Here is a 19449-nt window from a genome sequence, read left to right as displayed (position 1 = left end):
GCGCGACCGCTGACCTGGGCAGGCCACACTGGTAGGCGTGCGTCACCCAGTCATCGCCGTCGTGGGGCCCACCGCGGCCGGTAAGTCAGACCTCGCCGTCGACATCGCGCTGCGGCTGGGCGGGGAGTGCGTCAACGCCGACTCCATGCAGCTCTACCGCGGCATGGACATCGGCACCGCCAAGCTCACCGAGGCCGAGCGGCGCGGTGTGCCCCACCACCTGCTCGACGTCTGGGACGTGACGGTCACGGCCAGCGTGGCCGAGTACCAGAAGCTGGTCAGGCCGCTGATCGAGGCCATCGCCGTGCCGGTGCTGGTGGGCGGCAGCGGGCTCTACGTGCGCGCGGCCATCGACGACCTGGAGTTCCCCGGCACCGACCCGGAGATCAGGGCCCGGCTGGAGGCCGAGCTGGCCGAGCGCGGCGCCGGGCCGCTGTACGCGCGGCTGTGCGAGCTCGACCCGGCCGCCGCCGCCGCGATCCTGCCGAGCAACGGCCGGCGCATCGTGCGGGCGCTGGAGGTGATCGAGCACTCCGGCCGGCCGTTCTCCGCCACCATGCCGTCCTACGAGGCCATCTACCCCAGCGTGCAGATCGGGCTGGAGGTGCCCAGGCCGGTGCTCGACGAGCGGATCGAGACCAGGGTCGGGCGGATGTGGGCGGCGGGGCTGGTCGGCGAGGTGCGCGAGCTGCTCGGGCGGGGCCTGGCGGAGGGCCGCACGGCCGGCCGGGCGCTCGGCTACGCCCAGGTGATCCGCTACCTGGAAGGGGAGTGGAGCGAGGAGGAGGCGTTCGCCGAGACGGTGCGGGCGACGCGGCGGTTCGCGAGGCGGCAGGAGTCGTGGTTCCGGCGCGATCCGCGGGTGCGCTGGCTCCCGTACGACGATCCCGGCCTGCTCGACCGGTCCCTGGCGCTGATAGCCGGACAGTAGTCCGGATAAAATCGGGTAATGCGCTTTCTCAAGGGGCACGGCACCGAGAACGACTTCGTCATCCTTCCCGATCCCGATGGGGAGCTCGACCTGCCCGCCACACTCGTGGCCCGCATCTGCGACAGGCGGGCCGGCGTCGGGGCCGACGGCGTGCTCCGCGTGGTGCGCACCAAGCAGGTTCCCGAGGTGGCGGGGCAGCAGGCCGAGTGGTTCATGGACTATCGCAACGCCGACGGCGGCATGGCCGAGATGTGCGGCAACGGCAGCCGGGTCTTCGCCCGCTACCTGGTCGACGCGGGGCTGGAGGGTCCGGGCGAGTTCGCCATCGCGACCCGGGGCGGCACCCGCCTGGTCCGGGTGGAGCCCGACGGTGAGATCACCGTCGAGATGGGCAAGCCCGCCGTGCTGGGCTCCAGCGTCACCACGGTGGGCGGCCACGAGTACGAGGGCGTCCACGTCGACGTGGGCAACCCGCACCTCGCCTGCTCGATCGGCGACCCGGTCGTCCAGCTCGACCTCACCCACCAGCCCACCTTCGACCCCGCGGTGTTCCCGGCCGGCGTCAACATCGAGCTGTTCAACGCGGTCGGCCCCAGCCGCGCGGTGATGCGGGTCTTCGAGCGGGGCTCCGGCGAGACCCGTTCCTGCGGCACCGGCGCGGTCGCCACCGCGGTCGCGGCCGCCGCGCTGTCCGGCGAGACCACCGGCACGTGGACGATCGAGGTGACGGGCGGCACGCTCACCGTGGTGCTCGACGAGGAGACCAGCTATCTGCGGGGCCCGGCGGTCATCGTGGCCTCCGGCGAGCTGATGCTTGCAGAATGATGTTCTCCTAGGGGATGCTGGGTCTGTTTCCCGAACCGAGAGGGGTGGAGATGGCAGACCCGCGCACCACAGCCGTCCAGGTCAAGGCGCCCATCGGGCAGTACGGCGGCGGCTTCATGATCTCCCGCGAGGCCAAGGCCGTCTGCGACGAGCACGGCCTGGGGCCTCGCGAGTTCTACTTCCGCGGCCGCTGCGGGGTGCTCGGCGAGTGCGAGGCCGACGTGGTCACCTCGGTGGCCGTCTTCTTCCCGCCCGAGCACGTCAGGCAGAGCTGGGAGGGCGGCCGCAAGATGCCCGTGGACCAGGCCGTCGAGCTGGCCGCCGGGGCCTGCCAGGACTGGGGGCGGCGCAAGCTCGGCGGCTACGACGGCTGCGCCAGGATCGCCGAGCTGCTGGAGAAGGTCGTCAAGGCGGCCTCACCGGTCGGGGCGCCGCTGTTCGCCGGGTGGCGGGCCGTGCCGCTCGCCGGCGATCCGCCCGCGCGGGCCGTCCAGCTCATGCACGTGGTCCGCGAGCTGCGGGGCGGGCTGCACGCCAACGCGGTGCTCGCCGCCGGGCTGAGCCCTCTGGAGGCCACGCTGGCCGCCGACCACGACGCGACGCCGTTCGGCCACCGGAGCGGTGAGATGATCGCCCAGTTCTTCCAGTGGCCGGAGCCCTATCCGACCCCCGGACCTGACGTCGTCGCACGCCGGGCCGCCGCCGAGGACGCCACCGACGACCTGATGGCACCGGTATTTTCCGTGCTAAACGACGACGAATCGGACGAGCTCATCGCGCTTCTGCGTTTGGGGGACGCTCGTTGACCTGGCAGACTGACTGCCCATGGACGTGGACATCTGGGCGTGGGTCGGCGAAACCCAGCAGCAGCTTTCCGAGGCGGGCAACGTGGGCCTCGCCATGGCTCTGGGAGACCTGCCCGCGCAGGCCTACGAAGGGCGATATCCGCAGCTCGACGTGATGGCCCCGGCCATCGCTCAGCAGGCGGAGGCCCTGGGGCAGCCCTGGCTGGAGTTCTACTCCCGCTACTGGCACCTCGTCGGCCGCATCGGCGACCGCGTCCAGGGCGCGGTCGCGATCGAGGACGCCGAGCAGCTGCTCGCGTTCGCCCAGCGCGAAGACGTCCGCGACTGCCCGGCCACTCCGGCGGCCGTCGAGGCGCTCGCCGTGGCGTGGGCCAACACCGACGGCCCCGGCTACGCCGACCGGCGGCTGGAGCTGCTGGCCCCGGCCATCGAGGGCGCCGACCCCGCCGGGCCCGCCTTCTCCGGCCTGGTGACCCAGTACGCCGCCGCGCTCGTCGACGCCGGCCGCGCCGGGGAGGCCGTCACCTACATCGAGTCCGCCGTCGAGCGGCTGCGTGCCGCCGGCCGCGAGGCGAGCTGGGAGCTCGGCGCCGAGAGCGCCCGCGCGCTCCTCGCCGCGGGCCGCGCCGAGGACGCGCTCACCGCGCTGCAGGCCGCCGCCGGCTTCCAGGCCGACGACCCGGTCGCCAAGGACCACCGCGACGGCGTGCGCCGCGCGCTCGTCCTGGCGCAGCTCGACCGCCTCGCCGAGGCCGTCGACGCGCTGCCCGACCTCGACGTGGTGGGCGAGCACCCGCGAGTGTTCGTCGAGTGGGCCCAGGCGGTCTACAAGCTCTCCGGCTCCGCCCAGATCACCAACACCTGGCAGCTCGGCCGCGTGCTGCGCCAGTGGATCGACTACTTCGGCATGATGGGCGGCTACCGCCCCCGCGTCGAGCTCGCCCTCGTGGCGGGCGACCTGGCCGTCGCCCGGCAGGGCGTCTGGCAGGCCAGGGCGCTGGCCGACCTGGCCGAGTCCGCCGCCGCCGAGCTGCGCGCCGACGCCGGCGTGGCCGAGCGCGTCGCCGCGCTGCGCGCCGCCGCCGACGCCACCGCCGAGCCCGAGGCGCCCGGCCCGCTGGAGGAGCGCGTCGCCTACTTCGACGCCGCCGACGGTTACAACGCCGACCCCGAGCGCTGGATCGGCTGGCTCGCCCCGCTGTCCGGCGAGGACCTCGAGGCCACCCGCCGCCACACCACCACCCTCGGCTTCCTCGGCTACCCCGCGTCCGGCGCCGACATCTACTGGAAGATGCTCGTCGACTCCGGCGACATCGCCACCGCCGAGCCCGACGACATCGGCTACCTCACCACGCTCCTCATCGAGGCCCGCCAGGACGAGCGCCTTGAGCAGCTGGCCGGCATGCTGCCGCACGCCGCCAAGCACCTCGCGCTGGCCCGCCTCCACACCGCCCGCGAGCGCTGGCCCGAGGCCCTCGACAACGCCGAGCACGCCGTCGCCGCAGGCGCCGGGGTCGACGCCCGCCGCATCGTCGCCACCGCCGCCCAGCAGCTCGACGACAACGTCAAGGGCGCCAAGGCGCTGCTGGAGGTGCTCGACGAGCTCGCCGACGAGGACGTCTGGCGCATGATCGTCATGGCCACGGCCGCCGAGGACTGGGCGGCCGTCCGCAAGGGCGCCGCGAGGATCGGCATGCCGATCAAGTCCACCGAAGGGCCGATCGAGGAGGAGATGGGCCTGATCCGGGTCATCCTCCCCGCGCCCGACGGCGGCCGCCGCCAGGTGCTGTCCATCCGCACCGGCCCCGCCACCGCCCGGCTGGCGCTGCCGCAGCCGCGCGGCATGGACTACAACGCCGGCGACCTCGTGGTGTTCGACCCGCAGCTGCTGGAGCCGCTCCCCGAAGACCCCGAGGAGCAGCAGAACTTCGTGCCGCCGTTCGCGGCGGTGAGCATCCTGCGGCCGGGCGGCTACACGAGCTACTTCTTCGACGGCGCCGCGCCGAGCGAGAGCGACTGGGCCGAGTTCACCGAGGTCATGGCCGAGCGCGGCTGGCCCATGTGGGTCTACAGCGACGAGAACTACCAGGTCAACCACCCGACGAGCGGCGAGCAGCTCCCCGGCGTGTTCGGCTGGGTGGCGGTGCCGCCCGGCGTCTCACCGGTCGAGGTCGACGCCCTGCTCGACGACGCCACGGAGCGCTGGTCCCACCCGCTGGCCTGGCTCGACCTGGCCCGCGAGGTCGACGTCGAGGTCGAGCGGCACGAGCGCATCGTCAAGGAGTACGGACTCTAGTCATGCTGCGGCGTTTCGGGCTCGACGGCAAGGTCGCCATCGTCACCGGCGCGTCCTCGGGGCTCGGCGTGGCCTTCGCCAGAGGGTTCGCCGAGGCCGGGGCCGACGTCGTGATCGGCGCTCGCCGCGCCGACCGGCTGGGCGAGACGCGGCGGCTGGTCGAGGAGACCGGCCGCCGGTGCCTGGCCGTGGCCACCGACGTGGCCAGGGCCGAAGACTGCGGCGCGCTGGCCGAGGCCGCGATGGCCGAGTTCGGCGCGGTCGACGTGCTGATCAACAACGCCGGGGTCGGCACCGCCGTGCCCGCGCTGCGCGAGACGCCGGAGGAGTTCCGGCAGGTGATCGACGTCAACCTGCTCGGCACCTACTGGATGGCGCAGGCGTGCGCGCGGGTGATGCGGCCCGGCTCGTCGGTGGTCAACATCGGCAGCGTGCTCGGCGGCACCACCGCCGGGCTCCCGCAGGCCGCCTACAGTGCGTCCAAGGCGGGCGTGGAGGGCCTCACCAGAGACCTCGCGCAGCAGTGGACCGGGCGGCGCGGCATCCGGGTCAACTGCCTGGTGCCGGGGTTCTTCGCCTCCGAGATGACCGATCAGTACCCGCCCGGCTATCTGGAGCGGGTCCTGGAGCAGCGGGTGCCGATGGGCCGGGCGGGCGACCCGGCCGAGCTCGTGGCGGCGGCGGTGTTCCTGGCGAGCGACGCGGCCTCCTACATCACCGGCGTCGCGCTGCCGGTCGACGGCGGCGTGCTCATCACCTGACGCGCCCGTCAGCGCGCGTAGAGGCCGCGCAGCGCCGTCTCGACCACGGCGTCGGCGTAGGCGTGGGTGAGCGGGCCGGAGCGGTGCAGCCAGCGGCTCAGCAGCGGGCTCCAGATCAGGTCGACCGCCACGTCCAGGTCGAGATCCGCGGGCAGCTGCCCGGCCTCCTGGGCGGCGCGCAGGCGGGCCTTCTTCAGCTCGTTCATCGGCCCCTCCAGGCGCTCGGCGTAGAGGGCGGCCAGCGCGGGGTCGTTCGTGATCTCGATGGAGAGCGCGCGCAGCGGCCGGTCGTAGGCCGGGTCGGCGAACTCGTCGACGGTGGCGCGCAGCACCAGCTTGAGGTCGGCCTCCAGGTCGCCGGTGTCGGGCAGCGCCATGCCCTCAGCGCCCTCCCGCCCCTCGGTCAGGCTCAGCACGGCGTCGAAGAGCACCGCGCCCTTGGACGGCCACCAGCGGTAGATCGTCTGCTTGCCGACGCCCGCGCGGGCGGCGATGCCCTCGATGCTGAGCTTGGCGTAGCCGACCTCGCCGGCCAGCGCGAAGGCGGCGTCGAGGATGGCGCGGCGGGAGGCCTCGCTGCGGCGGCCCGTGTCAGGTGTGGTTCTGCGCTGCACGGGCCGATCCTAGCAGGAGACGAGACGGTCCGTCTCTGCTGAGAGACGCTCTTGTCCTGCCGATCGCTGGGCTTTATGTTCGTTGCGTAGTCCGGTACGTGTTGCGTATTAAGGAACAACCGGAGGGTGCATGACGAGCCGGCCTCGATTGGTGATCATAGGAGCCGGCATCGTGGGCTGTGCCCTGGCCGACGAGCTGACCGCACGCGGATGGACCGACGTCACGGTCGTCGACCGGGGGCCGCTCCCCGCCACCGGCGGCTCCAGCTCCCACGCGCCGGGCCTGGTCTTCCAGACGAACCCGTCCAAGACCATGACCGAGTTCGCCTCGTACACCGTGCGCAAGTACACCGAGCTGGGCTGTTTCGAGCAGGTCGGCGGCCTGGAGGTGGCGACCACCGAGGAACGCTGGCAGGACCTGCACCGCAAGCACGGCTGGGCCGAGTCCTGGGGCGTGGAGAGCCGCCTGGTCGACCCCGCCGCCTGCGCCGAGCTGTGGCCGCTGCTCGACCCGGGCAAGGTGCTCGGCGGCTTCCACGTGCCGTCCGACGGGCTGGCCGTCGCCGTCCGCTGCTGCGAGACGCAGGCGCGGCGGGCGTCGGAGCGCGGCGCGCGGTTCCTGGGCGGGCACACGGTGGTGGGCGTCGAGCAGCACGGCGGCCGGGTCACCGGTGTGGCGGTCGAGTCCGACGACGAGCACGGGGTCGTCGAGCACCGGGTCATCGAGGCGGACGTGGTGGTGTGCGCGGCCGGGTTCTGGGGGCCGTCGATCGGCGAGCTGGCCGGGCTGACCGTGCCGCTGCAGCCGCTGGCCCACCAGTACGCCAGATCGGGCCCGCTGGCGGGCAGCCCGGGCATCGGGCCGATCCTCCGCCACCAGGACCGCGACCTGTACTTCCGGCACCACGGCGACCGCGTCGGCGTCGGCTCGTACGCCCACCGCCCGATGCCCGTCGCCCAGCACGAGATCGGCCCCAAGGGCACCACGATGCCGTCGGTGCAGGCGTTCACCGAAGAGGACTTCGACCCCGCCTGGCGGGACGCGTGCGAGCTGCTGCCGACGCTGGCCGGGACCACGTACGAGGACGGCATCAACGGCGTCTTCTCGTTCACCCCCGACGGCTTCCCGCTGATCGGCGAGGCGCCGCACCTGGAGGGGTTCTGGCTGGCCGAGGCCGTCTGGGTGACGCACTCGGCCGGGGTCGCCAGGGCGGTGGCCGAGCTGCTGGTGGACGGCGTGTCCGCGACCGACCTGCACGAGTGCGAGCTGAGCCGGTTCGAGCCGGTCCAGCTCTCCCCGGCCTTCGTCGCCGAGCGCGGCGCGCGGAACTTCATCGAGGTGTACGACGTCATCCACCCGCTGCAGCCGATGGAGTCGCCGCGGCCGATGCGCACCAGCCCGTTCCACGTCCGGCAGCGCGAGCTGGGCGGCTTCTTCCTGGAGGGCGCGGGCTGGGAGCGGCCGCACTGGTTCGAGGCCAACCGGCCGCTGCTGGACGACCTCCCCGGCGACGAGGCGTTCCTCGGCCGCCGGGACGCGTGGGCGGGCCGCTACTGGTCGCCGATCGCCGCGGCCGAGTCGCACGTCACCCGCGAGAGCGTCGCGCTCTACGACATGACCCCGCTCAAGCGGATCGAGGTCGGCGGCCCGAAGGCGGCGGCGTTCCTGCAGCGGCTGACCACCAACGACGTGGACAAGAAGCCCGGCTCGGTCACGTACACGCTCCTGCTGGACACCGGCGGCGGCATCCGCTCCGACCTCACCGTGGCCAGGATCGAGGAGGACCGGTTCCAGATCGGCGCCAACGGCAACCTGGACCTCGACTGGATCACCCGACACGCGCCCGGCGGCGTGTACGTGCGCGACATCACGCCCGGCACCTGCTGCCTCGGCGTGTGGGGGCCGCGCGCCAGGGAGCTGGTGCAGCCGCTCACCGACCTGGACATGTCCCACGAGGGCTTCCGTTACTTCACCTGCAAGACCGGTTACGTCGGCCACGTGCCGGTGACCGCGATGCGCGTCTCGTACGTGGGCGAGCTGGGCTGGGAGCTCTACACCACCGCCGACCTCGGGCTCAAGCTGTGGGACACGCTGTGGGCGACCGGCCTGCCGGTCGCCGGCGGCCGGGCCGCGTTCAACAGCCTCCGCCTGGAGAAGGGCTACCGGCTGTGGGGGGTCGACATGACACCCGAGCACGACCCGTACGAGGCGGGGCTGGGGTTCGCGGTCAAGACCGGCAAGGACTTCGTCGGCCGCGACGCGCTGTCCACGGACGTCACCCGCAAGCTGGTGCCGCTGCTGACCGCCGAGGTCGTCATGGGCAAGGAGCCGGTCAGGCACCAGGGCCGCACCGTCGGGTACGTCACCAGCGCCGCGCACGGCCACACGATACGGGCGCCGATCGCCTACGCCTGGCTGCCCGCCGAGCTGGCCGAGCCCGGCACCCGGGTGGACGTCACGTACTTCGGCCGGCGCGTGCCCGCCGAGGTCGCCGCCGAGCCGTTGTTCGACCCGAAGATGGAGAAGATCCGACGGTGACCCATCCCGACTTCCTCTGGCGCGACCCCGATCCGAAACCCGCCTACGACGTCGTCATCGTCGGCGGCGGCGGCCACGGCCTGGCCACCGCCTACTACCTGGCGCGCAACCACGGCATCACGAACGTGGCCGTCCTGGAGAAGGGCTGGCTCGCGGGCGGCAACATGGCGCGCAACACCACGATCATCCGCTCCAACTACCTGTGGGACGAGAGCGCCGCCATCTACGAGCACTCGCTGAAGCTGTGGGAGGGGCTGAGCGACGAGCTCGACTACGACCTGCAGTTCAGCCAGCGCGGCGTGCTCAACCTCGCGCACAACCTCGGCGACGTGCGCGAGGCCAGGCGGCGGGTGAACGCCAACCGGCTCAACGGCGTGGACGCCGAATGGCTCGACGCCGACGAGGTCGGGAAGTTCTGCCCGATCGTCAACGTGTCGAGCCGGGCCCGCTACCCCGTCCTGGGCGGCACGCTCCAGCGGCGCGGCGGCATCGCCAAGCACGACCACGTGGCCTGGGCGCTGGCCCGCCGGGCCGACGCGTACGGCATCGACCTCATCCAGGGCTGCGAGGTGACCGGCTTCGCGATCGAGCGCGGCCGGGTGCTGGCCGTCGAGACCACGCGCGGCCGGATCGCCGCCGGGAAGGTCGCGCTCGCCGCCGCCGGGCACACCTCCGTGCTCGCGGCCAGGGCCGGGATCCGGCTGCCGCTGCAGTCGCACCCGCTGCAGGCGCTGGTGTCGGAGCTGCTGGAGCCGGTGCTCGACTGCGTGGTCATGTCGAACGCCGTGCACGTGTACGTCAGCCAGGCGCACAAGGGGGAGCTGGTGATGGGCGCGGGCATCGACGCGTACAACTCCTACGGCCAGCGCGGCGCCTTCCACGTCGTCGAGGCGCAGATGGCGGCGGCGCTGGAGCTGTTCCCGATCTTCGCCAGGGCCCGGGTGCTGCGCACCTGGGCGGGCATCGTGGACGTGTCGCCGGACGCCTCCCCGATCATCGGCCGCACCCCGGTCGACGGCCTGTACGTCAACGCGGGCTGGGGGACCGGCGGCTTCAAGGCCACGCCGGGCTCCGGCTGGGTCTACGCGCACACGATCGCCGAGGGCGAACCCCATCCGCTGGCCGCGCCGTTCGCGCTCGACCGGTTCACCAGCGGGGCGCTCATCGACGAGCACGGCGCGGCGGCGGTGGCGCACTGATGATGCTCATCGACTGCCCGTTCTGCGGGCCCCGCGACGAGAACGAGTTCCACTACGGCGGTCAGGCCGGGATCGCCTACCCGGAGGCGCCCGGCGAGCTGTCCGACGCCGAGTGGGCCGAGTACGTGTTCATGCGCGACAACCCCAGGGGCTGGTTCCGCGAGCGCTGGTTCCACGGGCTCGGCTGCCGCACCTGGTTCACCGTCGAACGGCACACCGTCACCCACGAGATCCGGAAGGCGCCATGAGCCGTCTGCCGTCCGGCGGTCTGATCGACCGCTCCGTCACGCTTCCCTTTCGCTTCGACGGACGGCGGCTGCACGGCCACCCCGGCGACACGCTCGCCTCCGCGCTGCTGGCCTCGGGCGTGCGCGTGGCCGGGCACAGCGTGAACCTGGGCCGGCCGCGCGGGATCTTCACCTCCGGGCCGGAGGAGCCGAACGCGCTCGTACGGGTCGGCGCCGACCCGATGCTGGCCGCCACCACGGTCGAGCTGCACGCGGGCCTGGAGGCGTGGAGCCTGCGCGGCAAGGGCCGGCTCGACCCCGGCGCTGTGGACGATCGCCGCCACGACAAGGGCTACCTGCACTGCGAGGTGCTCGTCGTGGGCGGCGGCCCCGCCGGGCTGGCCGCCGCGCTCGCCGCCGGGGAGTCCGGCCTGCGGGTCATCCTGGTCGACGACCAGCCGAGGCTCGGCGGCGACCTGCTGGGCAGCCGCGTCCTGCTCGACGGCGCGCCCGCGCTCGGCTGGGTGGCCGCCGCCGAGTCGCGCCTGGCCGCGCTGCCCGAGGTGCGGGTCCTCACCAGGACCACCGCGACCGGCTTCTACGACCACGGCTACGTGGTCGCCGTCGAGCGCCGCCCGCGCGGCGAGCGGCTGTGGCACTTCCGCGCGGGCCGCGTCGTGCTGGCCACCGGCGCGCACGAGCGGTCCCTGCCGTTCCCCGGCAACGACCTGCCCGGCGTCATGCTCGCCGCCGCCGCGCGCACGTACGCCAACCGATACGGGGTACGTCCCGGCGCCCGCGCGGTCGTGTACGCGTGCGCGGACTCCGGGTACGAGGCCGCCCGCGACCTGGCGGCGGCCGGGGTGGAGATCGCCGCCGTCGTGGACCCCCGCCCGGAAGGTCTCTCCGGCGCCCTGGCAGGGCGCGTCACCGGCACCGTTGCCGGGGACGACGGGACGCTCGCGGCCGTCCTGATCGGCGACCGGCGCGTGGAGGCCGACCTGCTGGCCGTGGCGGGCGGCTGGAACCCGGCCGTGCACCTGTTCAGCCAGTCGCAGGGCAGGCTGCGGTTCGACGAGACCCTGCGCGCGTTCGTCCCCGGCGAGCCCGCGCAGGCCATGAGCCCCGCGGGCGCCTGCCGCGGGCTGTACGGCACAGCGCAGGCCATCGAGGACGGCTACCGGGCGGGCGCCGAGGCTCACGGCCCTGTCGCCGGGTTGCGGGTGCCGGTGTCGGATGAGCCGGCGCTCCGGCCGCCCGCCGCGTACTGGGGTGAGCTGGATCCCGACCCCACGGCGTTCGTGGACCTCCAGCGGGACGTCACCGTCGCCGACGTGGCCAGGGCCACCGGGGCCGGGATGCGCTCGGTCGAGCACGTCAAACGGTTCACCACCGCGAGCACCGGCGCCGACCAGGGCAAGGCCTCCGGCGCCCTGGTCGTCGGCGTGCTGTCCGAGCTGCTCGGCGCCGCCCCCGGCCAGGTCGGCGTCACCACGTTCCGTCCCCCGTACACGCCCGTGTCGTTCGCCACCCTGGCCGGCCGCGACCGGGGACCGCTGTCCGACCCCGCCAGGACCACCGCCATGCACGGCGCGCACGTCGCCAGGGGAGCGGTGTTCGAGGACGTCGGCCAGTGGAAGCGGCCCTGGTACTTCCCGCTCGGCGGCGAGACCATGCGCGAGGCCGTGCGGCGCGAGTGCGAGGCCGCCCGCACCGCCGTGGCCGCGATGGACGCCTCCACCCTGGGCAAGATCGACATCCGGGGCGCGGACGCGGGCGCGTTCCTGGACCGGATCTACACCAACATGTACTCCACGCTCGCCGTCGGCGCCTGCCGCTACGGGCTGATGTGCACCGCCGACGGCATGGTGTTCGACGACGGCACCACCACGCGGCTGGGCGAGCACCACTACCTGATGACCACCACCACCGGCAACGCCGCCGCCGTGCTCGACTGGCTGGAGGAGTGGCACCAGACCGCGTGGCCGTCCCTGGACGTGCGGTTCACCTCGGTGACGGACCACTGGGCCACCGTAGCCGTGGCCGGCCCTCTGGCCGGGACGGTCATCGCCGCCGTCGCCCCCGAGGCGGTCGGCCTGGCGTTCATGCGCTACACCGACGCCGCCGTGCTCGGCGTGCCCGGCCGGGTCTTCAGGATCAGCTTCTCGGGTGAGCTCGCGTACGAGGTGAACGTGCCCTGGCACCACGGGCGGGCGCTCTGGGAGGCGGTGCTGGACCTCGGCGCCGTTCCGTACGGGACCGAGACCATGCACGTGCTGCGGGCCGAGAAGGGGTTCCCGATCGTCGGCCAGGACACCGACGGCACCGTCACCCCGCAGGACCTCGGCATGTCGTGGATCGTGTCCGGGCGCAAGCCGGACTTCGTCGGCAAGCGCTCCCACGCGCGGCCGGACACCTCCCGGACGGACCGCAAGCGCCTGGTGGGCCTGCTGACGGAGGATCCGTCGGCGTTCGTGGAGGAGGGCGCCCAGCTCGTCGCCGACGGGGTCATGCTCGGACACGTCACCTCCAGCTACCCGAGCGTCCCGCTCGGCCGCGCCATCAGCCTCGCGCTCGCCAGGAACGTCTCGCCCGGCGACCGGCTGACGGCCATCTCGGGCGACACGGCAACCCCCGTGCGAGTGGTCTCCCCGATCTTCTACGACCCCGACAACCTCCGCCGCGACGGCAACCCCACCCCCCAGAACCCCCCGCCCCAAGCAATCCCACCGGCCGAGATCCCCCCCGCCTCCTCTCAGGGGGTGGTGTCGTCCGAGGTCACTCCCGGCTCGTCTGGAGGGGTGGTGTCGTCGGAGGTCACTCCCGGCTCGTCTGGAGGGGTGGTGTCGTCGGAGGTCACCCCCGCCTCACCTCAAGGGAGGGTGTCGTCCGAGGTCACCCCCACCACACCTCAAGGGACGGTGTCGTCGGAGGTCGCCCCCTCCTTGCGTGGAGGGGTGGTGTCGTCGGGGGTCACGTCCGGTTCGCCTGGAGGGGCGGTGTCGTCCGAGGTCACCCCCACCAGACCTGAAGGGACGGTGTCGTCCGGGGGCGGGGGTTTTCCGGTCCTGCGGATGTGGGCGGAGAGTCCGGCTGCGGGGTTCGGGGAGCGGTTCGCGGGGGTGGGTGGTGGGCGGGTGCGCGTGCGGGAGGTGCCGTTCGTGCCGATGTGGGAGGTGCGGGGGGAGGATCCGGGGAGGGGCATGCGGTTGGGGCCGCAGTGGTGGTTGGTGGTCGGGGAGGGTGAGCCGGGGCTGGGGTGGGTGGACGTCTCGGGTCAGCGGACGGTCATCGAGCTCAGCGGCCCGGGGGCGCTGGATGTCCTGATCACCGGTTGCCCGATCGACCTGCACCCGGGGGTGTTCACCGGCCACGCGCAGACGGTCCTCGGCAAGGCGCCGGTGATCCTCCAGAGGTACGGCGACTCGTACCGGATTTTCGTTCGCTCCTCGTACGCGAACTATCTCGGAGAGTGGCTGATTGATGCCTTGGAGGGGTAAAGCGCGGGCAAAGAGGAAATTGATATACCTAGACGATCGGTAGCCGAGTCTGGGAGTCGCAGTGCGTGTTCGGGCGGTCTTGGCGGGTTTGGCCGCCGTAGTGATGCTCACCGGGTGCGGGGAGCTGGAAGCACAACTGGGACAGCAGGCGGAGGACGGCGGCAAAGCCTCGTCCGACGTCGACGTCAAGGACGCGCGCGGCAAGCTGGAGAAGCTGGCCGTCAAGGGGCGGGCACCGAAGACCGGGTTCGACCGCGACGAGTTCGGCCCCGCCTGGGCGGACGTCGACCGCAACGGCTGCGACACCCGCAACGACATTCTCAAGCGCGACCTGACCGACGAGACGTTCAAGGAGGGCACCCACGACTGCATCGTCCTCACCGGCGTCCTGAAGGACCCGTACGGCGGCGAGACGATCAACTTCAAGCGCGGCCAGGACACCAGCAGCAAGGTCCAGATCGACCACCTGATCCCGCTCTCCGACGCCTGGCAGAAGGGCGCCCAGCAGTGGTCGGACACCAAGCGCAAGGAGTTCGCCAACGACCCGCTCAACCTGCTCGCCGTCGACGGCCCGCTCAACAGCCAGAAGAGCGACTCCGACGCGGCGACATGGCTGCCGCCGCGCCGGTCCTACCGCTGCGCGTACATCGCCCGTCAGATCGACGTCAAGGCCAAGTACGAGCTCTGGGTGACGAAGGCCGAGAAGGACGCCATGGACGGCATCCTCGACTCGTGCTGAGCATCAGTCGTCGTCGCTGTCGTCATCGTCGTCGGCCCGCTCGGTCTCCTGCTTGAGCAGCTTGCCCGACGCGGCGTCGATGTCGAGCTCGTGCTCGACGTCACCCTTGATCGTCTTGACCTCCCAGACGTCCGTCTTCTTGCCTCGGCCGTCGAAGTCGACCTCCGACACCCACGAGCCCGGCACCTCCTTCAGGGCGAGCTCGATGGCCTGCTGGGCGGTCACCTGAGGGGCGGTCTGGGCGACGCTCTGGGATGCGGGGCCTTCGAGGGAGTCCTGGGAGGCGGCGAAGGCGGCGGAGCCGCCGGCCACGAGGGCCATGGCGGCGGCGCTGGCGACGATGATTTTCGTAGTGGTCTGCATGCCTTCAAGAAAACCCCGGTCGCCGGTAATGCCGCGCTAAGGCCGCCCTAACGTCACTTCAACCCGCGCGCCGCCGGACGGCACGGGCGACACGGCCAGGCCGCCGCCGCTGGACTCGGCGGTGCGGCGGGCGATGTCCAGGCCGAGGCCGGTCGAGCCGCCGCCGCTGTTGCCCCGGGCGAGCAGGGCGGGGTCGAATCCGGGGCCCGTGTCGCTGACCACGAGCTCGGCCCCCTTCGGATGCGGCGCGAGCCGTACCGAGAAGGACGCCCCTTCGGGGGTGTGCGCGAACACGTTGCCCAGCAGCGCGTCCACGCACGCCGCCAGCGACTCGGCGCCGGCCGCGACGGGCAGCTCGCCGCCGGGCAGGGCGACGTCCACCTCGCGCCCCTGGTCCTCGGCGAGCACCGACCAGAAGCGCACCCGCTCCCGCACCACGGCGGTGGCGTCGCAGGACTCGCGCCCGGCCGAGCGGCGGCGGGCGTCGGTGATGACCGCGCTGACGGCGCGCTCCAGCGCGTCCACGCGGGCGCCCACGCGCGCCGCCTCCTCGGGGTCGCGCAGCGACTCCACGTCCAGCCTGAGGCCCGTCAGAGGCGTACGCAGGCGGTGCGACAGGTCGGCCACCGACTCGCGCTCGGCCGCCAGCAGGTCGCCGATGCGGCCGGCCAGGTGGTTCAGCGCCAGCGCGACCGCCCGCACCTCCGTCGGCCCTCCCGGCTCCGCCCGCGCGTCCAGGTCGCCGCCGGCCAGCCGGTGCGACACCCGAGCCAGCCCGTCGATCGGCCCGGTCATGGCCCTGGCCAGCCGGTCGGCCAGCGCGATGCCCAGCACGACCAGCGCCAGCCCCAGCACGAGCAGGGCCGTCCACGCCTCGCGGACGCCGCGCATCAGCTCGGCGTCGCTCACGAACGACCTGATGACCACGGTGCCCTCCGGCGACTGCACCGCGACCAGCACCTCCCTGCCGTCGTCGCACTCGGCGGTGACGCTGCGGCCGGTCGCCGCCAGCTCCACCGCGTCGGTGCGCCGGGCCTCCTCGCCGATCACGCGCCCGCCGGGCAGGAACACCGTCACGGGCCACTCCACGCGCTCGACCGCCAGCGGCAGGTCCGCCGTGCCGACCGAGACGGCCACCGACTCGGCGGCGGCGGTGGCGCGGCTCATCGCGCCGTTCTCCGCCACCGAACGGATCAGCAGCGCCATCGGCACCAGCAGCGCGATCAGCACCAGCGACGTGGTGGCCGCCACCAGCAGCGCCAGCCAGCGCCTCACGACGGCTCGACCAGCTTCACCCCGACACCGCGCACCGTGTGCAGGTAACGGGGCTCGGAGGCGGTCTCGCCGAGTTTCCTGCGCAGCCACGACAGGTGCACGTCCACGGTCTTGTCGGCGCCGCCGTACGGGAGCTGCCACACCTCGGTCAGCAGCTCCCGCTTGGTGACGACCTCGCCCGCGCGCGCCGCCAGGTAGTGCAGCACGTCGAACTCGCGCGGCGTCAGGTCCAGCGCCGTGCCGTCCAGCTCGGCCAGCCGGGCGCGCGGGTCCACGCGCAGCGCGCCGACCTGGAGCGGCGTCGGCGCCGGGTCGCCGGCCCGCCGCAGCACCGCTCTGATCCGGGCGTCGAGCTGCGTCGCGCTGTACGGCTTGACCACGTAGTCGTCCGCGCCCGCGTCCAGCACAGGCACCATCTCGGCGTCGCCGTCGCGGGCGGTCGCCACGATGACCGGCACCTTGCTGACCGCCCGCAGCATCCGCAGCAGCTCGGCGCCGTCGAGGTCGGGCAGCCCCAGATCGAGCACGATCAGGTCGGGCCGGTCCTGTACGGCCAGCCGCAGGCCGTCGAGCGCGGTGGGGGAGGAGGCGACGGCGTGGCCGAGATCCCGCAGCCCGCGGCTCAGCGCCGTGCGGATCGTCACGTCGTCCTCAATCAGCAGGATGTCAGCCATATGGTGAAACGGTAGACGGTAAACAGAGGTACGAGCCGCCGTCTTAGGGCTGTCTTAACCCGCGCTTAGCCGTACGAGGGGAAAGGTGACGAGGGTGAAGCGACTCGTCCTGGCCTGGGCCGCCGCCGCGGTCGCCGCGACCGGCGCGGCCGTGGCGGTGCTCGGCCTGCTCGGCGGCGCGCTGACCGGCACGTCCGGCCAGGTGATGACGCAGGAGGAGGCCCGTGCCGCCCTGACCAGGGTGACCGCCACCATCCAGCGCCCGTCCCAGAGCCCCGCGCGGACCCCCACCCAGGCGCCCCTGGAGAACGAGGTGATCCGCACCGCGGGCGGCACCGTCATCGCCTCCTGCGCGGGCGGCAAGGTGACGCTGCGCTCGTGGAGCCCCGCCCAGGGCTACTCGGTCGACGGCGTCGAGCCCGGCCCCGACACCGAGGCCAAGGTGGAGTTCGAGCCGGACGACGACGCCGAGGAGGTCGAGGTCAAGGTGGGCTGCGCGGGCGGCCGACCGGTCAAGCTTCCAGACTGAGCGCCTGCGAGGTCAGCTCGGCCTGCTTCCTGATCTGGCCCATGATGATGGGGTTGACCCCCTTGGCCTGGAAGGTCGCGACCATCTTGTCGAGCACCGCCCTGGCCTTGGGCAGGTCGCCCTGCCGCGCCTCCGCCCTGGCCCAGCGGCGCATCACCATGTTGAGCGTGATGTTGTCGATCGTGCCCGCCCCGGCGACCCTGGCGAGCTGCTCGATGCCCTGCTTCGGGTCGGGCGGCCGGATCCGCAGCCGCTTGCCGGCGGTGATGGTCTTGAACTCACGCTCGGCGTTGAGCCCTTTCACCATCCGGGCGTAGACGGACAGCGGGTGCTGCCCGAACCGGTCGATCATCTCCTCCAGCGCCTCGTTGCCCGGGCGCAGCGCCGGCGAGTCGGAGCCGAGCAGCGAGAACAGCTTGCCCTGGTCCTCGCCCAGCATCAGCTCGGCCACCCGGTGGTCGTCGTCGGTGGCCGGGTAGCGCACCCGTACCAGGCAGGGCGGGGAGACCACGTGCGAGCCGTCGGCGGCGATGTACTGGGCGCGCACCCGGTACTCGCCGGGCTGCTGGAAGTAGTGGCCGTCGCGGCCGTGGCCGATGTAGGCGCTGCGGTACATGGCCGGGTTGCCGGCGTCGAGCCTGATCTCGGGCGAGCGGTCGACGCAGTGGCGCATCATCGGCCGGTAGAGCACGGTCCTGCCGCTCGGCTGGGTGATCGTGACCTGGGTGAACTCGGTGTCGGGGTGGAGGTGGCCGTGGGTGACGCGCGGCTCGCCCGTACAGGAGAGCTTGAGCTCGACCACCACCGGCTCGCCGAACCCGAACGGGTCCTTGGCCCGCAGCTCCAGCGCCAGCCCCGAGTGGTCCTCGATCGGCTGCTCGAACGGGGCCACCTCGGCGGCCCCGGCGCCGAACGCGTTGGCGCCCATGGCGACGTCGCGGAAGAAGCCGTGGCGCACGTGCACCAGCTCCGCGTCGGTGAACTGGAACGGGAACGCCGCCCAGTAGCCCTCCTCGCCGCCCGGCCGGTAGTTCTGCACGTAGTTCATCCAGGAAAGGTCGCCGAAGCCGCCGTGCGGGCCGAGCGGCTGGGGCGGCGTGGCGAGGTTCTTCTGCCAGGAGTGCAGCAGGTTGAAGGCGTGCCCGAGCTCGTGCACGTATGTCCGTAACTGGGCCCGCTGCGCCTCCGGCGAGTCGCCCTTGATCGCGTCGTGGAACACGGCGGCGCCCTGCCGCTGGTGGGCGTCGTCGTAGTCGAACATGATGCCCCGGTAGCCGCCCACGTGCCGGCTGGCCACCAGCAGCCACACCCGCCAGGCCGGAGCGTCGCCGAACTGACCGAACTGCTGGGTCATCGCGTGGTGCAGTTCGGCGTCGTCCCACGCCAGGTCGGCGCCGGAGCCGTCGACCGGGATCACGCCCGGCTCGGTCACGGTCATCCCGACGCCCGCCTCCGCCCAGGCCTCCACCACGTTCAGCTCGCGCGCAGGCGACCCGTCGGGCCCCCGCAGCCTGCCGGTGTGGTACGAGACGAACGGCACGGCTCCGGCCACCGAATCCTGCTCCAGCACGACCTCACGGAAGTGGCGCGAGGTGAACCGGACGGGGTAGTCGCGCCCGGCGACGCGCGCGGTGCCGCCGTCGCCGATGATCGTGACGCGCACGTCACGGTCCGGTGTGGCGAAGGTGAACTCCCCCCGCCCCTCGGCCCGCGTCTCGTCACCCTCCGCCGTGACGACGGGGGCGTGCACCACGAAGGACCCGTCGTAGGTGACGGTCGCGCCCGAGGCGGCGAACAGGTCGCCGCTCACCCGGCCCGTCGGCCGGGGCCCGTCGACGTCGACGCGGAGCACCAGCGTCGAGTCACCGTCCTGCCCCTGGTAAAGCCCGCTGATCATGATCGCCCCCTGGAGTCGGTGGGGTTACAACGCGGACACTTCTCCCGACGGGCGGGCGTGTCAACGGGATCCGCGAACTCGCAGCGAGCCCAGCAGCTCCTCGGAGGCCCGGGTGATCGTCTCGACCGCGCGGTCGAACGCCTCGGCGTTGTGCGGGGCCGGGGCGCGGAAGCCGGAGATCTTCCTGACGTACTGCAGCGCCGCCGCCCGCACGTCGTCCTCGGTGACGTCCTCGGTGTACGGGGGGCGCAGGGTCTTGATGCTTCGGCACATG

At 72.9% G+C, this 19449-nt stretch carries 17 protein-coding genes; 11 read left to right on the top strand and 6 right to left on the bottom strand.

Going from position 1 to position 19449, the window contains the following annotated elements; genetic code table 11:
• Nucleotides 1-37 precede the first annotated feature (37 nt).
• From miaA to FR742_RS26970, 5 genes are read left to right on the top strand one after another with little or no spacing between them, the layout of a single operon-like run.
• Nucleotides 38-931 (top strand): tRNA (adenosine(37)-N6)-dimethylallyltransferase MiaA, encoded by an 894-nt coding sequence (gene miaA / locus FR742_RS26990; RefSeq protein WP_148033532.1) that lies wholly within the window; start codon nucleotides 38-40, stop codon nucleotides 929-931.
• A gap of 18 nt (nucleotides 932-949) precedes the next feature.
• Nucleotides 950-1756 (top strand): diaminopimelate epimerase, encoded by an 807-nt coding sequence (dapF, locus tag FR742_RS26985; protein ID WP_148033531.1) that lies wholly within the window; start codon nucleotides 950-952, stop codon nucleotides 1754-1756.
• A gap of 50 nt (nucleotides 1757-1806) precedes the next feature.
• Nucleotides 1807-2562, top strand: a complete 756-nt coding sequence (locus tag FR742_RS26980) for an SCO6745 family protein (RefSeq protein WP_261808762.1) — start codon at nucleotides 1807-1809, stop codon at nucleotides 2560-2562.
• A gap of 19 nt (nucleotides 2563-2581) precedes the next feature.
• Nucleotides 2582-4858: a tetratricopeptide repeat protein gene (locus FR742_RS26975; RefSeq protein ID WP_148033530.1), complete on the top strand. Its 2277-nt coding sequence runs from the start codon at nucleotides 2582-2584 to the stop codon at nucleotides 4856-4858.
• A 2-nt stretch (nucleotides 4859-4860) separates the two neighbouring features.
• Nucleotides 4861-5619, top strand: coding sequence for an SDR family NAD(P)-dependent oxidoreductase (locus FR742_RS26970; RefSeq protein ID WP_148033529.1), 759 nt, complete (start codon nucleotides 4861-4863; stop codon nucleotides 5617-5619).
• Nucleotides 5620-5627: 8 nt separating this feature from the next.
• Here the strand turns inward: FR742_RS26970 and FR742_RS26965 are convergent, their stop codons facing one another.
• Nucleotides 5628-6233: a TetR/AcrR family transcriptional regulator gene (locus tag FR742_RS26965; protein WP_148033528.1), complete on the bottom strand. Its 606-nt coding sequence runs from the start codon at nucleotides 6231-6233 to the stop codon at nucleotides 5628-5630.
• A 130-nt stretch (nucleotides 6234-6363) separates the two neighbouring features.
• Between FR742_RS26965 and FR742_RS26960 the strand changes: the two genes are divergently transcribed.
• The 5 genes from FR742_RS26960 (at nucleotide 6364) to FR742_RS26935 (ending at nucleotide 14437) form a co-directional block, all read left to right on the top strand.
• The gene (locus FR742_RS26960) at nucleotides 6364-8772 is read left to right on the top strand and encodes an FAD-dependent oxidoreductase (protein ID WP_148033527.1); all 2409 of its coding nucleotides are present in this window, start codon (nucleotides 6364-6366) and stop codon (nucleotides 8770-8772) included.
• Nucleotides 8769-9971, top strand: a complete 1203-nt coding sequence (locus FR742_RS26955; protein ID WP_148033526.1) for a sarcosine oxidase subunit beta family protein — start codon at nucleotides 8769-8771, stop codon at nucleotides 9969-9971. Before FR742_RS26960 ends, FR742_RS26955 begins: the two co-directional genes overlap by 4 nt.
• On the top strand, nucleotides 9971-10219 hold the full coding sequence (locus tag FR742_RS26950; RefSeq protein ID WP_148033525.1) for a sarcosine oxidase subunit delta: 249 nt from the start codon (nucleotides 9971-9973) through the stop codon (nucleotides 10217-10219). The genes FR742_RS26955 and FR742_RS26950 overlap by 1 nt, the downstream gene beginning before the upstream one ends.
• The gene (locus FR742_RS26945) at nucleotides 10216-13698 is read left to right on the top strand and encodes a 2Fe-2S iron-sulfur cluster-binding protein (protein WP_261808761.1); all 3483 of its coding nucleotides are present in this window, start codon (nucleotides 10216-10218) and stop codon (nucleotides 13696-13698) included. Before FR742_RS26950 ends, FR742_RS26945 begins: the two co-directional genes overlap by 4 nt.
• A gap of 88 nt (nucleotides 13699-13786) precedes the next feature.
• Nucleotides 13787-14437, top strand: coding sequence for an HNH endonuclease family protein (locus tag FR742_RS26935; RefSeq protein WP_261808760.1), 651 nt, complete (start codon nucleotides 13787-13789; stop codon nucleotides 14435-14437).
• Nucleotides 14438-14440: 3 nt separating this feature from the next.
• On the opposite strand, the gene FR742_RS26930 is transcribed toward FR742_RS26935, so the two are convergent.
• Genes FR742_RS26930 through FR742_RS26920 form a run of 3 tightly spaced genes read right to left on the bottom strand, consistent with a single transcriptional unit; the run spans nucleotide 14441 to nucleotide 16749 of the window.
• The gene (locus FR742_RS26930) at nucleotides 14441-14800 is read right to left on the bottom strand and encodes a PepSY domain-containing protein (RefSeq protein WP_148033524.1); all 360 of its coding nucleotides are present in this window, start codon (nucleotides 14798-14800) and stop codon (nucleotides 14441-14443) included.
• A gap of 36 nt (nucleotides 14801-14836) precedes the next feature.
• Nucleotides 14837-16075 carry a HAMP domain-containing sensor histidine kinase gene (locus FR742_RS26925; RefSeq protein ID WP_148033523.1) on the bottom strand — a complete coding sequence of 413 codons (1239 nt, stop codon included), beginning with the start codon at nucleotides 16073-16075 and terminating at the stop codon, nucleotides 14837-14839.
• Complete coding sequence (locus FR742_RS26920; protein ID WP_148033522.1) at nucleotides 16072-16749, bottom strand: response regulator transcription factor; 678 nt, start codon at nucleotides 16747-16749, stop codon at nucleotides 16072-16074. Before FR742_RS26920 ends, FR742_RS26925 begins: the two co-directional genes overlap by 4 nt.
• 94 nt (nucleotides 16750-16843) lie before the next feature.
• Here FR742_RS26920 and FR742_RS26915 point away from each other — a divergent pair, with 94 nt between their 5' ends.
• Nucleotides 16844-17278, top strand: coding sequence for a hypothetical protein (locus FR742_RS26915; RefSeq protein WP_148033521.1), 435 nt, complete (start codon nucleotides 16844-16846; stop codon nucleotides 17276-17278).
• Here FR742_RS26915 and FR742_RS26910 read toward each other — a convergent pair.
• Both FR742_RS26910 and FR742_RS26905 read right to left on the bottom strand, forming a co-directional pair.
• Nucleotides 17262-19175: a hypothetical protein gene (locus tag FR742_RS26910; protein ID WP_148033520.1), complete on the bottom strand. Its 1914-nt coding sequence runs from the start codon at nucleotides 19173-19175 to the stop codon at nucleotides 17262-17264. The genes FR742_RS26915 and FR742_RS26910 overlap by 17 nt on opposite strands.
• A 60-nt stretch (nucleotides 19176-19235) precedes the next feature.
• Nucleotides 19236-19448 (bottom strand): DUF2277 domain-containing protein, encoded by a 213-nt coding sequence (locus tag FR742_RS26905; protein ID WP_148033519.1) that lies wholly within the window; start codon nucleotides 19446-19448, stop codon nucleotides 19236-19238.
• Nucleotide 19449: the final 1 nt, after the last annotated feature.

Source organism: Nonomuraea sp. C10 (assembly GCF_008017515.1).
Lineage (GTDB): Bacteria > Actinomycetota > Actinomycetes > Streptosporangiales > Streptosporangiaceae > Nonomuraea > Nonomuraea ferruginea.
The sequence above is the reverse complement of the archived record's forward strand: the minus strand, read 5'-3'. Positions and strand labels throughout refer to the sequence as shown.